This window comes from Bacillus sp. OxB-1 (genome assembly GCF_000829195.1).
Taxonomy (GTDB): domain Bacteria; phylum Bacillota; class Bacilli; order Bacillales_A; family Planococcaceae; genus Sporosarcina.
Genome location: NZ_AP013294.1, coordinates 2,776,565 through 2,793,657, shown reverse-complemented (window position 1 = coordinate 2,793,657; position 17,093 = coordinate 2,776,565). Strand labels below are relative to the sequence as shown.

15 protein-coding genes are annotated in these 17,093 nt (G+C 52.8%); 14 read left to right on the top strand and 1 reads right to left on the bottom strand.

All coding sequences use genetic code 11. The features are described 5' to 3' along the window. Positions 1-34 precede the first annotated feature (34 nt). From lpdA to OXB_RS13670, 8 genes are all read left to right on the top strand, one after another. Positions 35-1,462 (top strand): dihydrolipoyl dehydrogenase, encoded by a 1,428-nt coding sequence (lpdA, locus tag OXB_RS13705; protein WP_041075050.1) that lies wholly within the window; start codon positions 35-37, stop codon positions 1,460-1,462. 66 nt (positions 1,463-1,528) lie between these two features. Beyond that, positions 1,529-2,536, top strand: coding sequence for a thiamine pyrophosphate-dependent dehydrogenase E1 component subunit alpha (locus tag OXB_RS13700; protein WP_041075048.1), 1,008 nt, complete (start codon positions 1,529-1,531; stop codon positions 2,534-2,536). After that, positions 2,536-3,519 (top strand): alpha-ketoacid dehydrogenase subunit beta, encoded by a 984-nt coding sequence (locus tag OXB_RS13695; protein ID WP_041075046.1) that lies wholly within the window; start codon positions 2,536-2,538, stop codon positions 3,517-3,519. The genes OXB_RS13700 and OXB_RS13695 overlap by 1 nt, the downstream gene beginning before the upstream one ends. A gap of 43 nt (positions 3,520-3,562) precedes the next feature. Next, positions 3,563-4,879, top strand: coding sequence for a dihydrolipoamide acetyltransferase family protein (locus OXB_RS13690; protein WP_041075045.1), 1,317 nt, complete (start codon positions 3,563-3,565; stop codon positions 4,877-4,879). 119 nt (positions 4,880-4,998) lie between these two features. Beyond that, positions 4,999-6,675, top strand: coding sequence for a methylmalonyl-CoA mutase family protein (locus OXB_RS13685; protein WP_041075044.1), 1,677 nt, complete (start codon positions 4,999-5,001; stop codon positions 6,673-6,675). Then, positions 6,668-8,827, top strand: coding sequence for a methylmalonyl-CoA mutase (gene scpA / locus OXB_RS13680; protein ID WP_041075043.1), 2,160 nt, complete (start codon positions 6,668-6,670; stop codon positions 8,825-8,827). The genes OXB_RS13685 and scpA overlap by 8 nt, the downstream gene beginning before the upstream one ends. 41 nt (positions 8,828-8,868) lie before the next feature. Continuing rightward, positions 8,869-9,927, top strand: coding sequence for a methylmalonyl Co-A mutase-associated GTPase MeaB (gene meaB, locus OXB_RS13675; RefSeq protein WP_052484200.1), 1,059 nt, complete (start codon positions 8,869-8,871; stop codon positions 9,925-9,927). A gap of 230 nt (positions 9,928-10,157) precedes the next feature. Continuing rightward, the gene (locus OXB_RS13670; protein ID WP_041075040.1) at positions 10,158-10,598 is read left to right on the top strand and encodes a BrxA/BrxB family bacilliredoxin; all 441 of its coding nucleotides are present in this window, start codon (positions 10,158-10,160) and stop codon (positions 10,596-10,598) included. A 250-nt stretch (positions 10,599-10,848) separates the two neighbouring features. Here the strand turns inward: OXB_RS13670 and prli42 are convergent, their stop codons facing one another. Further along, positions 10,849-10,944 carry a stressosome-associated protein Prli42 gene (gene prli42, locus OXB_RS18730; RefSeq protein ID WP_144399706.1) on the bottom strand — a complete coding sequence of 32 codons (96 nt, stop codon included), beginning with the start codon at positions 10,942-10,944 and terminating at the stop codon, positions 10,849-10,851. 115 nt (positions 10,945-11,059) lie between these two features. Between prli42 and mce the strand changes: the two genes are divergently transcribed. The 6 genes from mce (at position 11,060) to rnz (ending at position 16,874) form a co-directional block, all read left to right on the top strand. Continuing rightward, entirely contained in the window at positions 11,060-11,470 is a 411-nt protein-coding gene (mce, locus tag OXB_RS13665) for a methylmalonyl-CoA epimerase (RefSeq protein WP_041075039.1), read from the top strand. Between the two features lie 2 nt (positions 11,471-11,472). Then, positions 11,473-13,020 carry an acyl-CoA carboxylase subunit beta gene (locus tag OXB_RS13660; protein ID WP_041075037.1) on the top strand — a complete coding sequence of 516 codons (1,548 nt, stop codon included), beginning with the start codon at positions 11,473-11,475 and terminating at the stop codon, positions 13,018-13,020. A gap of 12 nt (positions 13,021-13,032) precedes the next feature. Further along, positions 13,033-14,163 carry a M20/M25/M40 family metallo-hydrolase gene (locus OXB_RS13655; RefSeq protein WP_041076829.1) on the top strand — a complete coding sequence of 377 codons (1,131 nt, stop codon included), beginning with the start codon at positions 13,033-13,035 and terminating at the stop codon, positions 14,161-14,163. Positions 14,164-14,167: 4 nt separating this feature from the next. After that, positions 14,168-14,638, top strand: coding sequence for a chemotaxis protein CheW (locus OXB_RS13650; RefSeq protein WP_041075036.1), 471 nt, complete (start codon positions 14,168-14,170; stop codon positions 14,636-14,638). 73 nt (positions 14,639-14,711) lie between these two features. Then, on the top strand, positions 14,712-15,908 hold the full coding sequence (locus tag OXB_RS13645) for a DNA polymerase IV (protein WP_052484044.1): 1,197 nt from the start codon (positions 14,712-14,714) through the stop codon (positions 15,906-15,908). 15 nt (positions 15,909-15,923) lie between these two features. Then, on the top strand, positions 15,924-16,874 hold the full coding sequence (gene rnz / locus OXB_RS13640; protein ID WP_041075035.1) for a ribonuclease Z: 951 nt from the start codon (positions 15,924-15,926) through the stop codon (positions 16,872-16,874). The last annotated feature ends 219 nt before the right edge of the window (positions 16,875-17,093 follow it).

The following is a 17,093-nucleotide window of genomic DNA, read 5'->3' as shown; positions in this document are numbered from 1 at the left end:
AATAGTTCATTTACTAGATTAGGAGGCAATAGATATGGCACAAGAATACGACGTCGTCATTTTGGGCGGCGGTACCGGGGGCTATGTGGCAGCCATCCGTGCAGCCCAGTTAGGATTGAAAACTGCGCTCGTTGAAAAAGGGAAGCTTGGGGGTACGTGTCTTCATAAAGGTTGCATCCCGAGCAAAGCATTGCTGAAAAGCGCGGAAGTATATGATATGGCCAAAAATAAGGCCGCCGAATTTGGTGTGGATACTGCGGACGTTGCGCTTAATTTTGCAAAAGTGCAGGAACGGAAAGAAAAAATAGTCAAGCAACTGCATAACGGCGTACAGGCATTGATGAAAAAAGGGAAAATTGACATTTATGAAGGGCTTGGAAGAATGCTCGGTCCATCGATCTTCTCTCCGATGCCGGGAACGATATCCGTTGAAATGAAAAGCGGAGAAGAAAATGAAATGCTCGTGCTGAAGAATTTAGTCATTGCGACGGGATCCAGGCCGAAAACGTTGCCGGGACTCGAAATCGACGAAGAACAGGTCATGTCATCAGATGGGGCTCTATCGATGGAAGCGCTTCCAAAGTCGATGCTTATCGTCGGAGGCGGTGTAATCGGCATCGAGTGGGCTTCCATGCTCCATGATTTCGGAGTGGAAGTGACTGTCTTGGAATACGCGGACCGCATTATCCCGACGGAAGATGAAGACATTTCCAAAGAAATGCGGAAGCTGCTAGGGCAAAAGGGCATCCGGTTTGTCACGGACGCCAAGGTGCTGCCGGAAACCCTCGTCAAATCGGAGGAAACGGTGTCGATTACTGCGGAAGTTAACGGTGAGCAGGTCGAATACAACGCCGAGAAAATGCTCGTGTCGGTCGGCCGTCAAGCGAATGTCGAAGGTATCGGAATCGAGAATACCGAGATTGAAATCGAAAATGGAACGATCCGGACAAAGCCGACTTTCCAAACGAAAGAAAGTCATATTTACGCAATCGGGGATGTCATCGGCGGTCTTCAGCTGGCGCATGTCGCCTCCCATGAAGGGATTGCAGCAATCGAACATATCGCTGGATTGCAGCGGGAGCCGTTCGATTATACGAAAATCTCCCGCTGCATCTATTCCAGTCCCGAAGCGTCCAGCGTCGGATTGACGGAGAAGCAGGCGAGGGAACGCGGATTCGATGTCAAGGTCGGAAAATTCCCGTTCATGGCAATCGGCAAAGCGCTTGTCAATGGCAATGCGGACGGATTCGTAAAGATTGTTGCCGATCAGTCCTCCAATGATATTTTGGGAATCCATATGATCGGTTCACACGTCACTGATTTGATTTCCGAAGCGGGCTTGGCAATGGTGCTCGATGCGACGCCATGGGAAGTCGCTTCCACAATCCATCCGCACCCTTCCCTGTCGGAAGTGATGGGGGAAGCTGCCCTGGCAGTGGATGGCTTGGCAATTCATATGTAAATTACGCGGTCCTGGACCATTTGACAGAACGGACCCGGAAACACGTAACCGATAGGGGGAGTTACAATGGCAAAGACACGTCATGAAGAGCTTGGTTTGACGAATGAAGAAGCGCTCCAAATATATAAGACGATGGTGACGGCAAGACGCTTGGACGAACGGATGTGGCTGTTGAACCGCGCCGGAAAGATCCCGTTCGTCATCTCCTGTCAAGGTCAAGAAGCGGCACAAGTAGGGGCAGCATTTGCCTTGGACGAGAAAAAAGACTGGATTGCGCCGTATTACCGGGATATGGGGGTCGTCCTCCATTTCGGCATGACGCCGCAAGAGCTGATGCTGTCCGCATTCGCCAAAGCAGAGGACCCGAACTCGGGTGGACGCCAGATGCCCGGCCATTTCGGGCAACGGAAAAACCGGATTTTGACGGGATCTTCTCCTGTTACAACGCAACTACCGCACGCGGTTGGTGTGGCGCTTGCGGCAAAAATGAAAGAGGAAGACTTCATCACGTTTGTGACGCTTGGGGAAGGTTCATCTAACCAAGGGGATTTCCATGAAGGAATGAACTTTGCGGGCGTCCATAAGCTGCCGACGGTCGTCATGGTGGAGAACAATAAATATGCGATCTCCGTTCCGGTGGAAAAACAGCTTGCTTGCGAACATGTTGCGGACCGGGCCGTCGCCTATGGCATGCCGGGAGTCACTGTCGATGGAACCGATCCGCTTGAAGTGTATAAAGTCGTCAAGGAAGCGGCAGACCGGGCACGGAGCGGGAAAGGGCCGAGTCTTGTGGAAGCGGTTTGCTATCGTCTGACCGCCCACTCATCGGATGACGATCATCGACTGTACCGGGATGCTGAAGAATTGGCGGAAGAGCGGAAACTGGATCCAATCCCGAAATTCGCGTCCTATTTGAAAGAGGCGGGTGTCCTCTCAGATGAACTGGAACAGGAAATCGATGAAGAGATCATGAAAACGGTGAATGAAGCGACGGACTACGCGGAAAACGCACCATATGCCGCGCCCGAGGATGCGCTTCTCCATGTGTATGCCGAGGAAGGGGGAGACGAATAATGGCCGTATTATCTTATATCGATGCCATCACGTTGGCGATGAAAGAAGAGATGGAACGGGATGAAAATGTCTTCGTTCTCGGAGAAGACGTGGGGCGGAAAGGCGGCGTCTTCAAAGCGACGACCGGGCTCTATGATCAATTCGGCGAATATCGCGCTCTCGATACTCCTTTGGCGGAGTCGGCCATCGCGGGAGTCGGGATCGGGGCAGCAATGTACGGCATGCGTCCGATCGCCGAAATGCAGTTTGCGGATTTCATCATGCCAGCAGTCAATCAAATCGTTTCCGAAGCGGCCAAAATCCGATATCGGTCAAATAATGACTGGTCTTGTCCGATCGTCTTCCGAGCTCCTTTCGGCGGCGGTATCCATGGTGCCCTGTATCATTCACAATCGGTGGAATCGATGTTCGCGAGCACGCCGGGGTTGAAAATCGTCATTCCTTCGACGCCATTCGACGCGAAAGGTTTGTTGAAAGCCGCCATCCGTGATGACGATCCAGTGCTGTTCTTTGAACATAAACGCGCCTACCGTCTCATCAAAGGGGAAGTCCCGGATGAGGAGTACGTCCTGCCGATCGGCAAAGCGGATGTCAAACGCGAAGGCGACGATATTACGATTATTACGTACGGATTATGCGTGCATTTTGCATTGCAGGCGGCAGAGCGGTTGGCGGAAGATGGCATTTCCGCGCATATCCTCGATTTACGCACCATTTATCCGCTTGATAAAGAAGCGATCATCGAAGCGGCGTCCAAGACAGGGAAAGTGCTGCTTGTGACAGAAGACAATCTGGAAGGCAGCGTCTTGAGTGAAGTGTCGGCTATCATTGCAGAAAACTGCCTGTTCGAACTCGATGCGCCGATCAAACGGTTAGCCGGTCCGGACATTCCGGCCATGCCGTATGCACCGACGATGGAGAAATTCTTCATGGTCAATCCCGATAAAGTCGAAAAAGCGGCAAGGGAACTTGCGGAATTTTAAAAGGACGTAGCAAAGGTATTGAATAAGGAGGGAGGCATGCCCAATGGCCATTCAACATATTGAAATGCCGAAACTTGGTGAAAGCGTCACAGAAGGGACGATAGAAAGATGGCTCGTCAAGCCTGGTGACACTGTCAATAAATACGATCCGATTGCAGAAGTGAACACGGACAAAGTGACTGCCGAGATTCCGTCCTCTTTTTCGGGAACGATCAAGGAACTGATCGTCCAAGAAGGGGAGACGGTCGAGGTCGGTGTCGTCGTCTGCACGATTGAGGCGGAAGGCGGGAGCACTGAGGAACCGCAACCGGAGGCAGTGCCGGCGAAAGAAGAACCGGCGAATGAAATGCCGGCCGCAGGTTCACAGAAACCGCCGTCTCCGGTCCGACGCGGAAAAGCGGCTGGGCGTTATTCCCCGGCGGTCATGCGCCTGGCGCAGGAGAACGATATCGACCTGTCACTCGTCGAAGGGTCGGGACGGGAAGGCCGGATTACACGCAAGGATATTCTAGCAATCATAGAGAGCGGAAATATACCGAAAGCCGCGGCCCCTCAACCGGAACAGCAGCCGTCCATGACGGAAGAACGCCCGGCATCGCAAGCGGCAGCTGAACCGGTGAAAACGGCACTGCAACCTATCGAGATTCCGACAGCAGCCGGCGACATCGAAATACCGGTTTCCGGCGTCCGCCGTGCGATTGCAACCAATATGCTGCGGTCCAAACATGAAGCGCCGCATGCGTGGACGATGATTGAAGTCGACGTGACGAACCTCGTCCAATACCGCGATTCCTTGAAAACTGAATTCAAACAGCGGGAAGGTTTCAACTTGACGTATTTCGCTTTCTTTGTGAAAGCGGTGGCGCAAGCGTTGAAGGAATATCCGATGATGAATTCCATGTGGGCGGGTGACAAGATCATCCAAAAGAAAGATATCAACCTCTCCATTGCGGTGGCGACCGAGGAGGCCCTGTACGTTCCTGTCATTAAAAGTGCGGACGAAAAAACGATTAAAGGAATCGGCCGGGAAATCAATGAATTGGCCGGCAAAGTGCGTTCGGGTAAACTGACATCTGCGGAAATGCAAGGCGGGACATTCACAGTGAATAATACCGGATCATTCGGCTCGGTGCAGTCGATGGGCATCATCAATTACCCGCAGGCCGCCATTTTGCAGGTCGAATCGATCGTCAAACGTCCGGTCATCATGGACAATGGGATGATCGCTGCACGGGATATGGTCAATCTCTGCCTGTCGTTGGATCATCGCGTATTGGATGGCTTGGTCAGCGGAAAATTCCTTGCACGTGTGAAAGAGATCCTAGAAAATATTTCCGCTGAAACTACTTCGATTTATTGAAGTGCAGCGTGATTCCCCCGGGGCTGAAAAATGGCTCCGGGTTTTTCCACTTTAAACAATTCTCCCACTCAGGTAAACTATAGAAAGAACTATCATTTTTGGAAGGGGTGTAGGAGGGTATGGCGATACATAAAATGAAAACGTCTTCATTTCCAGATGCCGGTTACGAGCAATGGAAGGAAACGGCCGTCCACTCGCTGAAAGGGAAACCATTTGAATCGCTTTTAACAAAGACAGTGGAAGGGATTACACTGCGACCTCTGTATACACTGGGGGAGCTGGAGGCGCGCTTGCAAACGGTCCGGCCTGTCAGCAGCACATCGGGGTGGATCGTGGCGCAGCAGACGATAGCGGAAGACGGACAGCGATTTTTGAAAACATTGGAAGATTCGCTGGCAAGAGGAAATGAGGCGATCGTCTATGACGGCAGGAAACAGCTTAGTTGGAATGATCGGCTTTTGGATGAATTGGGGGATTTCATCCAAAAGTATCCGGTTTTCATTACGGACACATCGAAGGATGACCCAATTTTAAAAGTGTTCGACCGGATTCCCGCCGAATTCCGTTCCTCGGTGAAAGGGGCCGTGTCGGTGCAGGACTGGAGGATTCCGCAAGGCTACGACCAAGTGCGGACGCTTGGCGCGGATCTATGGGACGTACATCACCAAGGGGCCGATGCGGTGACGGAACTGGCACTCTCTTTGGCGAAAGCGTCGGAACTTGCGGCATCGCAGGAAACTTTCGATGAATTTGCGGAACAATTTTTTGTCCGTTTCGCAGTGGATACCCATTTTTTCATGGAAATCGCGAAATTCCGGGCATTCCGTGTGCTCTGGCAAGCGTTCAGCCAGGCGTATGGCAAGGAGAATGCTCCATCGGTTCCGCTTTTGGCGATCACTTCATTGCGCTCGTATTCGAAGCTGGATCCGAACGTCAATTTGCTGCGGGCAGGAAATGAAGCATTTTCAGCCGTCCTCGGTGGCGCGGACGCTTTGACCGTCCATCCGCATGACGTACTGACCGGCGTGACAGATCATTCGGTACGGTTGGCTCGGAACATTCAATTGGTCATCAAGGAGGAAACCTATGTCACGAAAGTGGCTGATCCATCCGGGGGCTCCTATTTCATTGAAACATTGACAGCGGAACTAGTGGAAAGGGCTTGGAAACAGTTCCTTGAAATCGATGCGATGGGAGGATATGATGCCTATCTCGCTACCGGGCGGATCGAGCAAACGATGGAATCCCGGAAAAAGGAAGTGGCAACGGGCAAAAAATCATTGGTCGGCACGAATGTGTATGCAGAATTGACACCAACCAATTTTTCCGATTCCGGCTTAGTCGCTGCAGCGGAGCGTCTCGCGGCTCCGTTCGAACAATTGCGGCAGCGTTTCGAAGATTCCCAGCCACGTGCCGCCGTCTTGACGTTTGGTGCGCTGAAAGACTTCAAACCACGTGCGGACTTTGTTACGGGCTTCCTTGCGACCGGCGGAATCCGCGCCGAATGGAGTCCTGCCTTCGCCAATGCACAAGAAGCGCTCGATTGGCTCGCTTCCGAGCAGCCGGATTATGCCGTCGTCTGCGCATCGCCTGCTGAAACGGAACAAGTGATGGACGAGCTGTTGGCCAAGCGTCCGGTGCAGGTTGTGCTGGATGCAGCAGGCAAGGTGGATGCGGCGTTATCTGAAAAATGGCGGTCCGCCGGCTTGGACGGATTCGTATTTGCCGGACAGAATAAAATCGAAAAGCTGCTGGAAATCGCGCACAAAGTGGAAGGAGGGGCTCATATTGAATAAACCGGACTTCAGCCAAGTGGCTATTACCGATTTGAAACAGTCGGATGCTTTCGCAAACGGGTCGGCAGGCAATCCGTTCCGGACGAATGAAGGGATCGATGTGAAACCGATCTATTCGCAAGAAGATCTGGAGGGCGTGGGGCATTTGAATGATTTCCCCGGCATCGCTCCGAACACGCGCGGGCCTTATCCGACGATGTACGTCTCCCGTCCATGGACCGTGCGCCAGTATGCCGGATTCTCTACGGCGGAAGAGAGTAATGCGTTCTATAAACGGAATCTCGCCATGGGACAAAAAGGATTGTCCGTTGCATTCGATCTTGCGACGCATCGGGGTTATGACTCCGACCACCCAAGGGTGACGGGCGATGTCGGGAAAGCGGGCGTTGCTATCGATTCGGTCGAAGATATGAAAATCTTGTTCGACAGCATCCCGCTCGACCAGATGTCCGTCTCGATGACGATGAACGGCGCCGTTTTGCCGGTCATGGCATTTTACATCGTAGCGGCCGAGGAACAGGGCGTATCACCGGAAAAACTGGCCGGTACTATCCAGAACGACATCCTAAAAGAATATATGGTTCGGAATACGTATATTTTCCCGCCTGATATGTCGATGCGGATCATCGCAGACATTTTTGAATACACTTCCAAAAACATGCCGAAGTTCAATTCGATTTCCATCTCGGGCTACCATATGCAGGAGGCGGGCGCCACGGCGGATATCGAACTCGCCTATACGCTGGCGGACGGCTTGGAATATGTCCGAACCGGTTTGAAAGCGGGCATCGATATCGATTCATTCGCGCCGCGGCTGTCGTTCTTCTGGGCGATCGGCATGAATTATTTCATGGAAATCGCGAAGATGCGGGCAGCACGGAAAATCTGGGCGCAAATGATGCAGACGTTCGAACCGAAAAATCCGAAGAGCCTGGCGCTCCGGACCCATTCGCAAACTTCGGGCTGGAGCTTGACCGAGCAGGATCCGTTCAACAATGTCACTCGGACATTGATCGAAGCGAATGCCGCCGCGATGGGGCATACCCAGTCGCTTCATACGAATGCGCTGGATGAGGCGATCGCCTTGCCGACGGACTTCTCCGCGCGGATTGCACGGAATACGCAGCTGTTCCTGCAGGAAGAGACGCTGATGACAAAAGTGATCGATCCGTGGGGCGGCTCGTACTATGTCGAAAAGCTGACGGATGAATTGATTGAAAAGGCTTGGGAATTGATCGAGGAGATTGAAGACCTCGGCGGCATGGCGAAAGCGATTGAAACCGGACTGCCGAAGATGAAGATCGAAGAAGCGGCGGCGAAACGCCAAGCCCAGATCGACTCCAAATCGGAAGCAATCATCGGGGTGAATAAATATCGGCTCGAACAAGAAGATCCGATCGACATCCTTGATATCGACAATACGCTCGTCCGTCAAAAACAGATCGACCGCATCAATGAAATGAAAGCGAGCCGCGACGAAACAGCGGTTGCCCAAACGTTGGCGGCCTTGACGGAAAGCGCGCGCAGCGGGGAAGGCAATCTGCTCGCGATGGCAGTAGATGCGGCACGGGCGCGTGCTACAATCGGAGAAATTTCGGACGCGATCGAAAGCGTTTCGGGGCGTCACAAGGCGGTGATCCGTTCGGTGAGCGGCGTATATAGTTCCAACTTCTCCAACGAGGAGGAAATTAAAGAAGTGAAGGCGATGGCGGACGAGTTCCTGGAGAATGAAGGGCGCCGTCCTCGGATCTTGATTGCAAAAATGGGGCAGGACGGTCATGACCGCGGAGCGAAAGTCATCGCTTCCTCCTTTGCGGATCTCGGGTTCGACGTCGATATCGGCCCTTTATTCCAGACACCGGAAGAGACCGCTTTACAAGCGGCGGAAAACGATGTCCATGTGATCGGAGTCAGTTCGCTGGCGGCAGGTCACAAGACATTGGTGCCTGCACTGCGGGAGGAATTGCGGAAATTGGGACGCGAGGACATCCTTGTCGTCGTCGGCGGCGTCATTCCGGCGCAGGATTACGCGTTCCTGCGTGAAAGCGGGGCGACTGCCATCTTCGGGCCGGGCACTGTCATCCCGGTTGCCGCGCAAAAGGTGATCGAAGAGATTTACAGCACGCTCGGCTATGAGGAAGTGGCGGATTGAAAGACAACAACCGTTTGATCGATGACAGTGCACTTCATGTGATGGATGGAATCCCTTCCTCCCATGACGGGATGGCCGCTTCCGGTCGGCGACGGTTTGTCAAGAAGGACAAGTCGGTTCCGATCGACGAGCTTCGGGAGAACATTTTGCAAGGCTCCCGTCTCGATTTGGCGAAAGGGATCACCTTGCTGGAAAGTTTGAGAGCGGCGGATAAACAGGCGGGGCAGCAATTATTGCTTGATCTGCTTCCGCAAACGGGCAACAGCGTCCGCATTGGGATCACCGGCGTGCCGGGGGCGGGAAAGAGCACGTTCATCGAAGCGTTCGGGCTCATGCTTGCGGAAGCCGGCCATAAAGTCGCTGTCCTCGCGATCGACCCGAGCTCGACGCTATCGGGGGGCAGCATTTTAGGGGACAAGACAAGGATGGAGGAACTCGCCAAGCATCCGAACGCGTTCATCCGTCCGTCCCCTTCGGCCGGAACGCTCGGCGGGGTGCATAAGAAGTCCAGGGAAACGATGCTTCTTTGTGAAGCGGCCGGCTATGATGTGATTTTGATTGAAACCGTCGGCGTCGGTCAAAGTGAGACGATGGTCCGTGGAATGGTCGATTATTTCATGCTGCTCGTTCTCACTGGTGCGGGAGACGAACTGCAAGGGATGAAAAAGGGGATCATGGAGTTGGCGGATGGGATTGTCGTCCATAAGGCGGATGGAGATAATCTGAAGCTTGCGAAGAAAACGGTGCGGGAATATCGCCAGATCCTTCATTTCCTGCAGCCCGCATCCCCCGGCTGGACCTCGACGGCATTGCCGGTCTCTTCATTGAAGAAGACGGGGCTGGAGGATGTGTGGGAGACGGTGCAGGCATTCAAGCAGGAGATGGAAAAGGTCGGCTATTGGAAGGAACGGCGCCAGGCACAGACGAAGGACTGGTTCCGTCAGATGATCCGCGATCGGCTCATCGACTCCTTCTTCGCCGAGCCGGGGAAGAAGGAGCAGGTTGCGGCGCTGGAAGCCGCCGTGGCCGATGGGCAAGTGACCGTTGCCAGAGCTGTAGATCAGCTGTTTCCGGAAAATCGCTGCATCGCGGGGGATTGATTGCAGACAGCTGTTCACGTCTAGCTCCGGGCGCTGGCCCCTCGAGTCGCTTCGGTCTTTCGAAAAAGTCAAAAAGCGCCTTTATTAGTGTCGACGTTGCCGCAGGACGCGGCGGGTTCGGCCAGCGCTTGTCGGGGCTGAACAGGCGCCCTGCGCTTTTGTTTTTTTGCATGTCCACTTTCCACCTGTTATGATAAAGTTGTAAGTATAGAAAGGGGTTTGAGGATCCGATGAATATGAATTTCAATCTGTATATGGATGATATTCTTAGAACAGCACGTTCCGAGATGGAAGCAAGCGGCTATGAGCAATTGCAGACACCGGAGCAAGTGGATGAAGCCTTCAGTCGTAAAGGCACTACTCTCGTCATGGTGAATTCAGTTTGTGGTTGTGCGGGAGGCATTGCGCGTCCGGCCGCAGCGCATTCGATCCATTATGATAAGCGTCCGGATCATCTTGTCACGGTATTTGCCGGACAGGACAAAGAAGCGACAGCGCAAGCTCGCATGCACTTCGGTGATGATCATCTTCCATCCTCTCCGTCGTTCGCCCTTTTGAAGGACGGGAAACTCGTTGCGGAAATCGGCCGTCATGAAATCGAAGGGCATGATCCGATGTCCGTCGTGGCGAACTTGCAAAGCCAATTCGAGGAATACTGCGAAGAGGTTTGAGAACAAAAGCGCAGAGGCGACAGGCATAGGACGAAGATGCGGCGTGGCGCTTTTTGCCACGGAGCGGCTTTGGCTTATGACCCTGAGCCAATCGAACAGCAAAGGGTTCGATTTGCCGTATTTCTGCGCGTGTTTTGCAGAAATTAAGGCATCCTCCCTCTAGCGTCCGGAGCCTGGCCGATGAAAAAACAGTCCGTCCGTGCAAAACGCACGGACGGACTGTTTTTAAGTTTGTTGTCACTTTTGCGGTTTAAAAAAGTACGCTTAATCCAAATAGCACGCTGGAAGCGACCATCGCGATGATCATGAGGTAGACGATGACCTTCTGTATTTTCTTATTGCTCATTTTCCCGGACTCTCCTTCATCACAGATATACCTATTTTAACAGAATCCGAGGATTTCACAACCTGTAGAGATTTTTCAAATAAAAATGTACAATGGAGAAAAGGGGGAATTGACGATGCGAAAAGTGGATCACGTTGGGATTGCGGTAAAAAGTATCGATGCTTCTATCGGATACTATATTGATACGCTCGGTCTGAAATTGTTGGCGACGGAAGAAGTCGCCAGCCAACAAGTGCGTGTGGCGTTTCTGGATGCCGGGAATGTGAAGTTGGAATTGCTGGAGCCGATGGGGGAAGATGGCGCCGTTGCGAAATTCATAGAGAAGCGTGGGGAAGGTGTCCATCATATTGCATTCGGTGTCACCGACATCCGTTCTCGCATGGCGGAACTGAAAGAAAAAGGAGTTCAGTTGTTGCAGGACGAGCCAAGACCGGGTGCCGGGGGAGCGGAAGTCGCCTTTTTACATCCGAAATCCTCATTCGGCGTATTGTATGAACTATGCGACAAAAGCGGAAAAGGGGAATAAGGATGGATATTTACGATAAAATTAATGAATTGTATGATAAAAAGCGGGAAATTGAATTGGGCGGCGGCGATGACCGCATCGCCAAACAGCATGAAAAAGGCAAGCTGACGGCACGCGAGCGGATCGACCTATTGCTCGATGAAGGCACATTTGTGGAGTTGAATCCATTCGTCACGCACCGCACCCGGGATTTCGGGATGGATACCCAAGTCGGTCCAGGGGATGGCGTCGTGACGGGATATGGAAAAATCGAAGGGAGACCGGTTTATTTATTCTCCCAAGATTTCACAGTCTTTGGCGGGGCGCTTGGTGAGATGCATGCGATGAAAATCGCCAATGTGATGGATTTGGCGGCGAAGAACGGAGCGCCGTTCATCGGTCTGAATGATTCCGGCGGGGCCCGGATCCAAGAAGGGGTCGTCTCGCTGGATGGCTATGGTGAAATTTTCTATCGGAACGCAATCTTTTCAGGTGTCATTCCTCAAATTTCCGTCATTCTGGGACCTTGTGCGGGCGGGGCAGTCTATTCCCCGGCGATCACGGATTTCGTTTTCATGACGGACGAAACGAGCCAAATGTTCATCACGGGGCCGAAAGTCATTGAGACGGTGACTGGCGAGAAAATCACTTCGGAAGATTTAGGTGGATCCAAAGTACATAATGCAATTAGCGGGAATGCCCATTTCCGGGGCAAGGACGAAGAGACGGTCTTGTCGGATGTCCGCCGCCTGTTGTCCTATCTGCCGCAAAGCAATACGGAAAAACCGCCTGTCGTCCCTTATGATGGGGCGGATGATTATCGTCCGGATTTGACGGATATCGTCCCATACGAGACGATTCGTCCGTACGATGTCCGGAAAGTGATTGAACAGGTAGTGGATGCGGAATCCTTTATGGAAGTGCAGCCGGAATTCGCGAAAAATGCGGTTGTCGGCCTTGCCCGGATGAAAGGGGAATCGGTTGGGTTGATTTGCAACCAGCCGAGAGTGATGGCGGGTGGACTCGACATCGATTCATCCGATAAGATTGCACGGTTCATCCGTTTCTGTGATTCGTTCAATATTCCGTTGATCACGTTTGAAGATGTGACCGGTTTCTTCCCGGGCATTAAGCAGGAGCACGGCGGGATCATCCGTCACGGTGCCAAAATCCTGTATGCTTATTCAGAGGCGACCGTTCCGAAAATGACGGTCATCCTACGTAAAGCTTTCGGCGGTGCCTATGTCGCCTTAAATTCGAAGTCGATTGGTGCGGACGTGGTATATGCGTGGCCGAATGCGGAAATCGCCGTGATGGGTGCGGAAGGCGCGGCCAATATCATTTTTGCCCGGGATATCGCGAACAGCGACAATCCGGAAGAGACAAGAGCGGAAAAAATAGAGGAATACCGGACAAAATTCTCGAATCCGTATGTAGCGGCGTCCCATGGAATGGTGGATGATGTCATCGATCCGCGTGAGACGCGTATCAAGTTGCTGCAAGCGCTAGATATGATGCGCAATAAACAGGAGACCCGACCGAAAAAGAAACACGGAAATATTCCGTTGTAAGGAGTGTTTACACTGAATAGACAACGACTGCTCGATGAGTTTTTCGAACTTGTTCAGATTGATTCCGAAACCGGGGATGAACGGTTCATTGCGGATCATTTGATCGTCAAAATGGAAGCACTTGGATTCGAAGTGATCGAAGATGATTCAGCCGGGCGGACCGGACATGGTGCAGGAAATCTGATTGCGACGTTGAAAGGAACGGCGGAAGGGGCCGATCCGATCTACTTCACTTGCCATATGGACACGGTCGTGCCTGGACAAGGCATCAAGCCGGTGCTGCGGGATGACGGCTATATCTATTCGGATGGTTCAACCATTCTCGGTGCCGATGATAAGGCGGGGATCGCCGCTTTGTTCGAAATGGCGAGAACGTTGAAAGAAAGCGGAAAACCGCACGGCGATATTCAATTCATCATCACGGCCGGGGAAGAGAGCGGCTTGGTCGGTGCGAAGGCGATGGATCCTTCATTGCTGAAAGCGAAATACGGTTTTGCCGTCGACAGTGACGGGAAAGTCGGTGGAATCGTCATCGCGGCTCCTTATCAGGCGAAGCTTTGGACGACCATCCACGGGAAAACCGCCCATGCCGGTGTAGCACCGGAAAAAGGGGTCTCGGCCATCAACATTGCGGCCAAGGCGATTTCCGCCATGTCGCTTGGCCGGATCGACGAAGAGACGACGGCGAACATTGGACGGTTTGAGGGCGGTAAAGCGACGAATATCGTTTGTGATAAAGTTCATATCCTCGCCGAAGCACGTTCCATCGATCAGCAGAAGCTGGATAGCCAGACGGAGCACATGGTGCGGGTGTTTGAACGGACCGCGGCGTTGATGGGTGGAAAAGCGGAAACGGAAGTTCAGGTCATGTACCCGGGATTCCGTTTTGGAGAAGACGCGGAAGTCGTTCAGACGGCGATGACAGCGATTCGCGCGATTGGACGTACACCGGAGCTGATGGTGAGCGGAGGCGGGAGCGATGGCAATATTTTTAACGGTGCCGGCGTCCCGACCGTGACTTTATCGGTAGGCTATGAGGAGATCCATACGAAAAACGAACGGATGCCCGTAGAGGAATTAAATAAACTGGCGGAACTGTTGATTGAAATCGTAGAAGTTGTCGCAACAAATCGAAAGGAGTGAAATCATGGCTGAATTAAAAGTGGTCATCGTCCAGTGTGGGAATGAGGAATATGCCTTGCCTGTCGACTCGGTCGTTTCCATCGAACGGTTGGAACAAGTGAACCCGATTCCCCATCTGCCCGACTATATGCTCGGGTTGATGCGGATTCGTGGGGAGTTGGTGCCGATTCTCGATTTTGAACAAATCCTCTATGGAAGAAGTGCAAAAGGGGAGCCGGATGCCCGTGTTGTCGTCGTTCAGACGACCAAGCTATTCATCGGCTTGCTCGTCCTGGATGCGAAGGAAATTATCGACATCCCGGAAAACACTTTGACAGACACCAGCCTGATGGCATATTCCAGGACTCCTTATTTCAAGACGGTCGCCAATTTAGAGGATCGGATGGTGACGGTCGTCGATCCGGAAGTGCTGTCCGAAACACTTGCCGGGATGGATGAAATCGGAGCCTATGTAGAAGCGCAAGCAGCAAAATAATACAAATGCCGGACGACTTCTCCGTCCGGTTTTTGTATGATTACATAAAGAAAAAAGTTGGAGGAAGGAACGTATGGCAACAGACGGCAATCCACGCGGAAAGGGAGGGCCCCGTGTCATCCTGCATTTGGATATGAACAGCTTTTTTGCATCGGTCGAGCAAGCTCATGATCCATCGCTAAAGGGCATTCCGATGGCCGTTGCGGGTAGTCCGAAGGAGCGGCGCGGCATTTTGGTGACGTGTTCCTATGAGGCGCGGGCACTCGGCATCTATACGACGATGACCGTCGGCGAGGCCAAACGCATTTGTCCGACGCTCGTCATTGTCCCGCCCGATTTCGAGAAGTACCGGACGGCTTCCGCTGCTGTCTTTGCCATCTTGCGCTCTTACACGGATCTCGTCGAACCCGTCTCCATCGATGAAGCGTATATCGATATTACGGACATCGGGGGCTTGACGGACGCTGTGTCGATCGCTGCGAATATGCAGCAGCGGATTCTGGGAGAGTTGGATCTGCCCTGCTCCATCGGCATCGCTCCGAATAAATTCCTAGCCAAAACGGCCTCGGATATGAAGAAACCGCTAGGCATCACGATTTTACGTAAACGGGAAATCGCGGATGTTCTATGGCCATTGCCCGTTATTGAAATGCACGGAATCGGGAAGAGTACGGAAAAGAAACTGCATGAACTCGGAATCCGGACAATCGGTGATTTGGCCGCTTGTGAGGAACTGCTGCTCAAGCAATCGCTGGGGAAAAATGGGCTGCGCCTGCGAAAGCGGGCCAATGGCATCGATTCCCGGCCGGTCGATCCGGAAGCGGCGGAAGACCGGAAAAGCGTCGGGAGTTCCACGACGTTGGCGATTGACGAAACCGACTTGGCCGCCTGTCTTCAGACATTCCGCTGGCTGGCGGAAAAAGTGGCAAACCGGCTGGCCAAATCGGAGCTCACCGGATCGGTCGTCATGATCCAGATTCGGACAGCGGATTGGCGGAACCATTCGAGGAGCCGCTCGCTCGTCAACCCAATTTATCAAGCCGATGACATCTATGCAGAGGCGGCGGATTTATTCCAAAAAAATTGGAGTGGGGATCCTGTGCGCCTGCTTGGCATTACGGTTTCGAACGTCATCCCAATCCAAGAGCTGCATGAGCAGTTATCGATCTATAATTTTGAAGAACATTCGAAGGACGTGGAAATGAATGAATTGGTCGCGCGGCTGGAAAAGAAATTCGGTGACGGCACTGTCAAGCGGGGCACGCGATGAAAGGAGGAGGGCAAGTTGGAACTTCAATTTTTAGGAACGGGAGCAGGCATGCCTTCCAAGCAGCGCAACACGTCGGCGGTCCTCTTGAATCTTTCGGCGGAAGGGGAAGGGTACTGGCTGTTTGATTGCGGAGAGGCGACACAGCATCAAATTCTACATACGACGTTAAAGCCGCGGAAAATCAGTAAAATCTTCATCACTCATCTGCATGGGGACCATATTTTCGGCTTGCCTGGCTTGCTCGGGTCCCGTTCCTTTCTTGGAGGGGATGAGCCGCTCGAACTTTACGGGCCGCAGGGGATTAAAGAGTGGGTCGAGATGAGTCTCCGCATTTCCAAAACCCATTTGACCTATGAACTCCGGATCCATGAAATAGAGGTAGGAATCGTTTTCGAAACGTCTGATTTCCGGGTCACGGCAGGTTCGCTTCAGCATGTCATCCCGTGCTTCGGATACCGGATTGAGCAACAACCGCTGCCGGGCAAGTTATTGATGGAAAAGATTGCGGAAGCGGGGATTCCGAAAGGGCCGTGGCTGAAGCAACTGAAGGATGGGAAAGATATAACGCTGCCGGACGGGCGCTTTGTCCGCAGTCGGGACGTGACGGGCGAACCGCAGCCCGGGTTCACTGTAGCGATAGTAGGTGACACCCGGTACTGCGCAAACGCGGTCGAGCTTGCGGAAAATGCGGATGCACTCGTGCATGAAGCGACGTTTGACATGGAAACGGGGAAGTTGGCCAAGGAATACGGCCATTCCACGATCGGCGATGCGGCAAGAACAGCGCAAGAGGCAAATGCGGGGACATTGATCGCCACTCATATTAGCGCCCGTTTCATGTCGGGCGATCTTGTTAAATTAAGGGAGCAGGGGCAGGCCATTCATCCGAAGTTGTATATTGCGGAAGATTTTTCGAGGTTTGAATGGAAGCAGGGCGAGGTGCTGCCGGTTAGGGAACAGGGGTAGAAGGATAAAGGCAAAGTTGGAGGGGGATGGGGAACGTGAGGGATGCTTGAAATTTTCCCGGTAACCGGGAACTGTCATGGCTCGCAGGAATTGTCATGGCAAATCGGGAAACTGTGAGGGCTAGACTTCGAACTGTAAGGGCAAGCCGACAAACCGTCATGACACCCCTCTCATATGCCAAAAATTCAACATCTCCATGCCAATGAAAAATCCACGAAG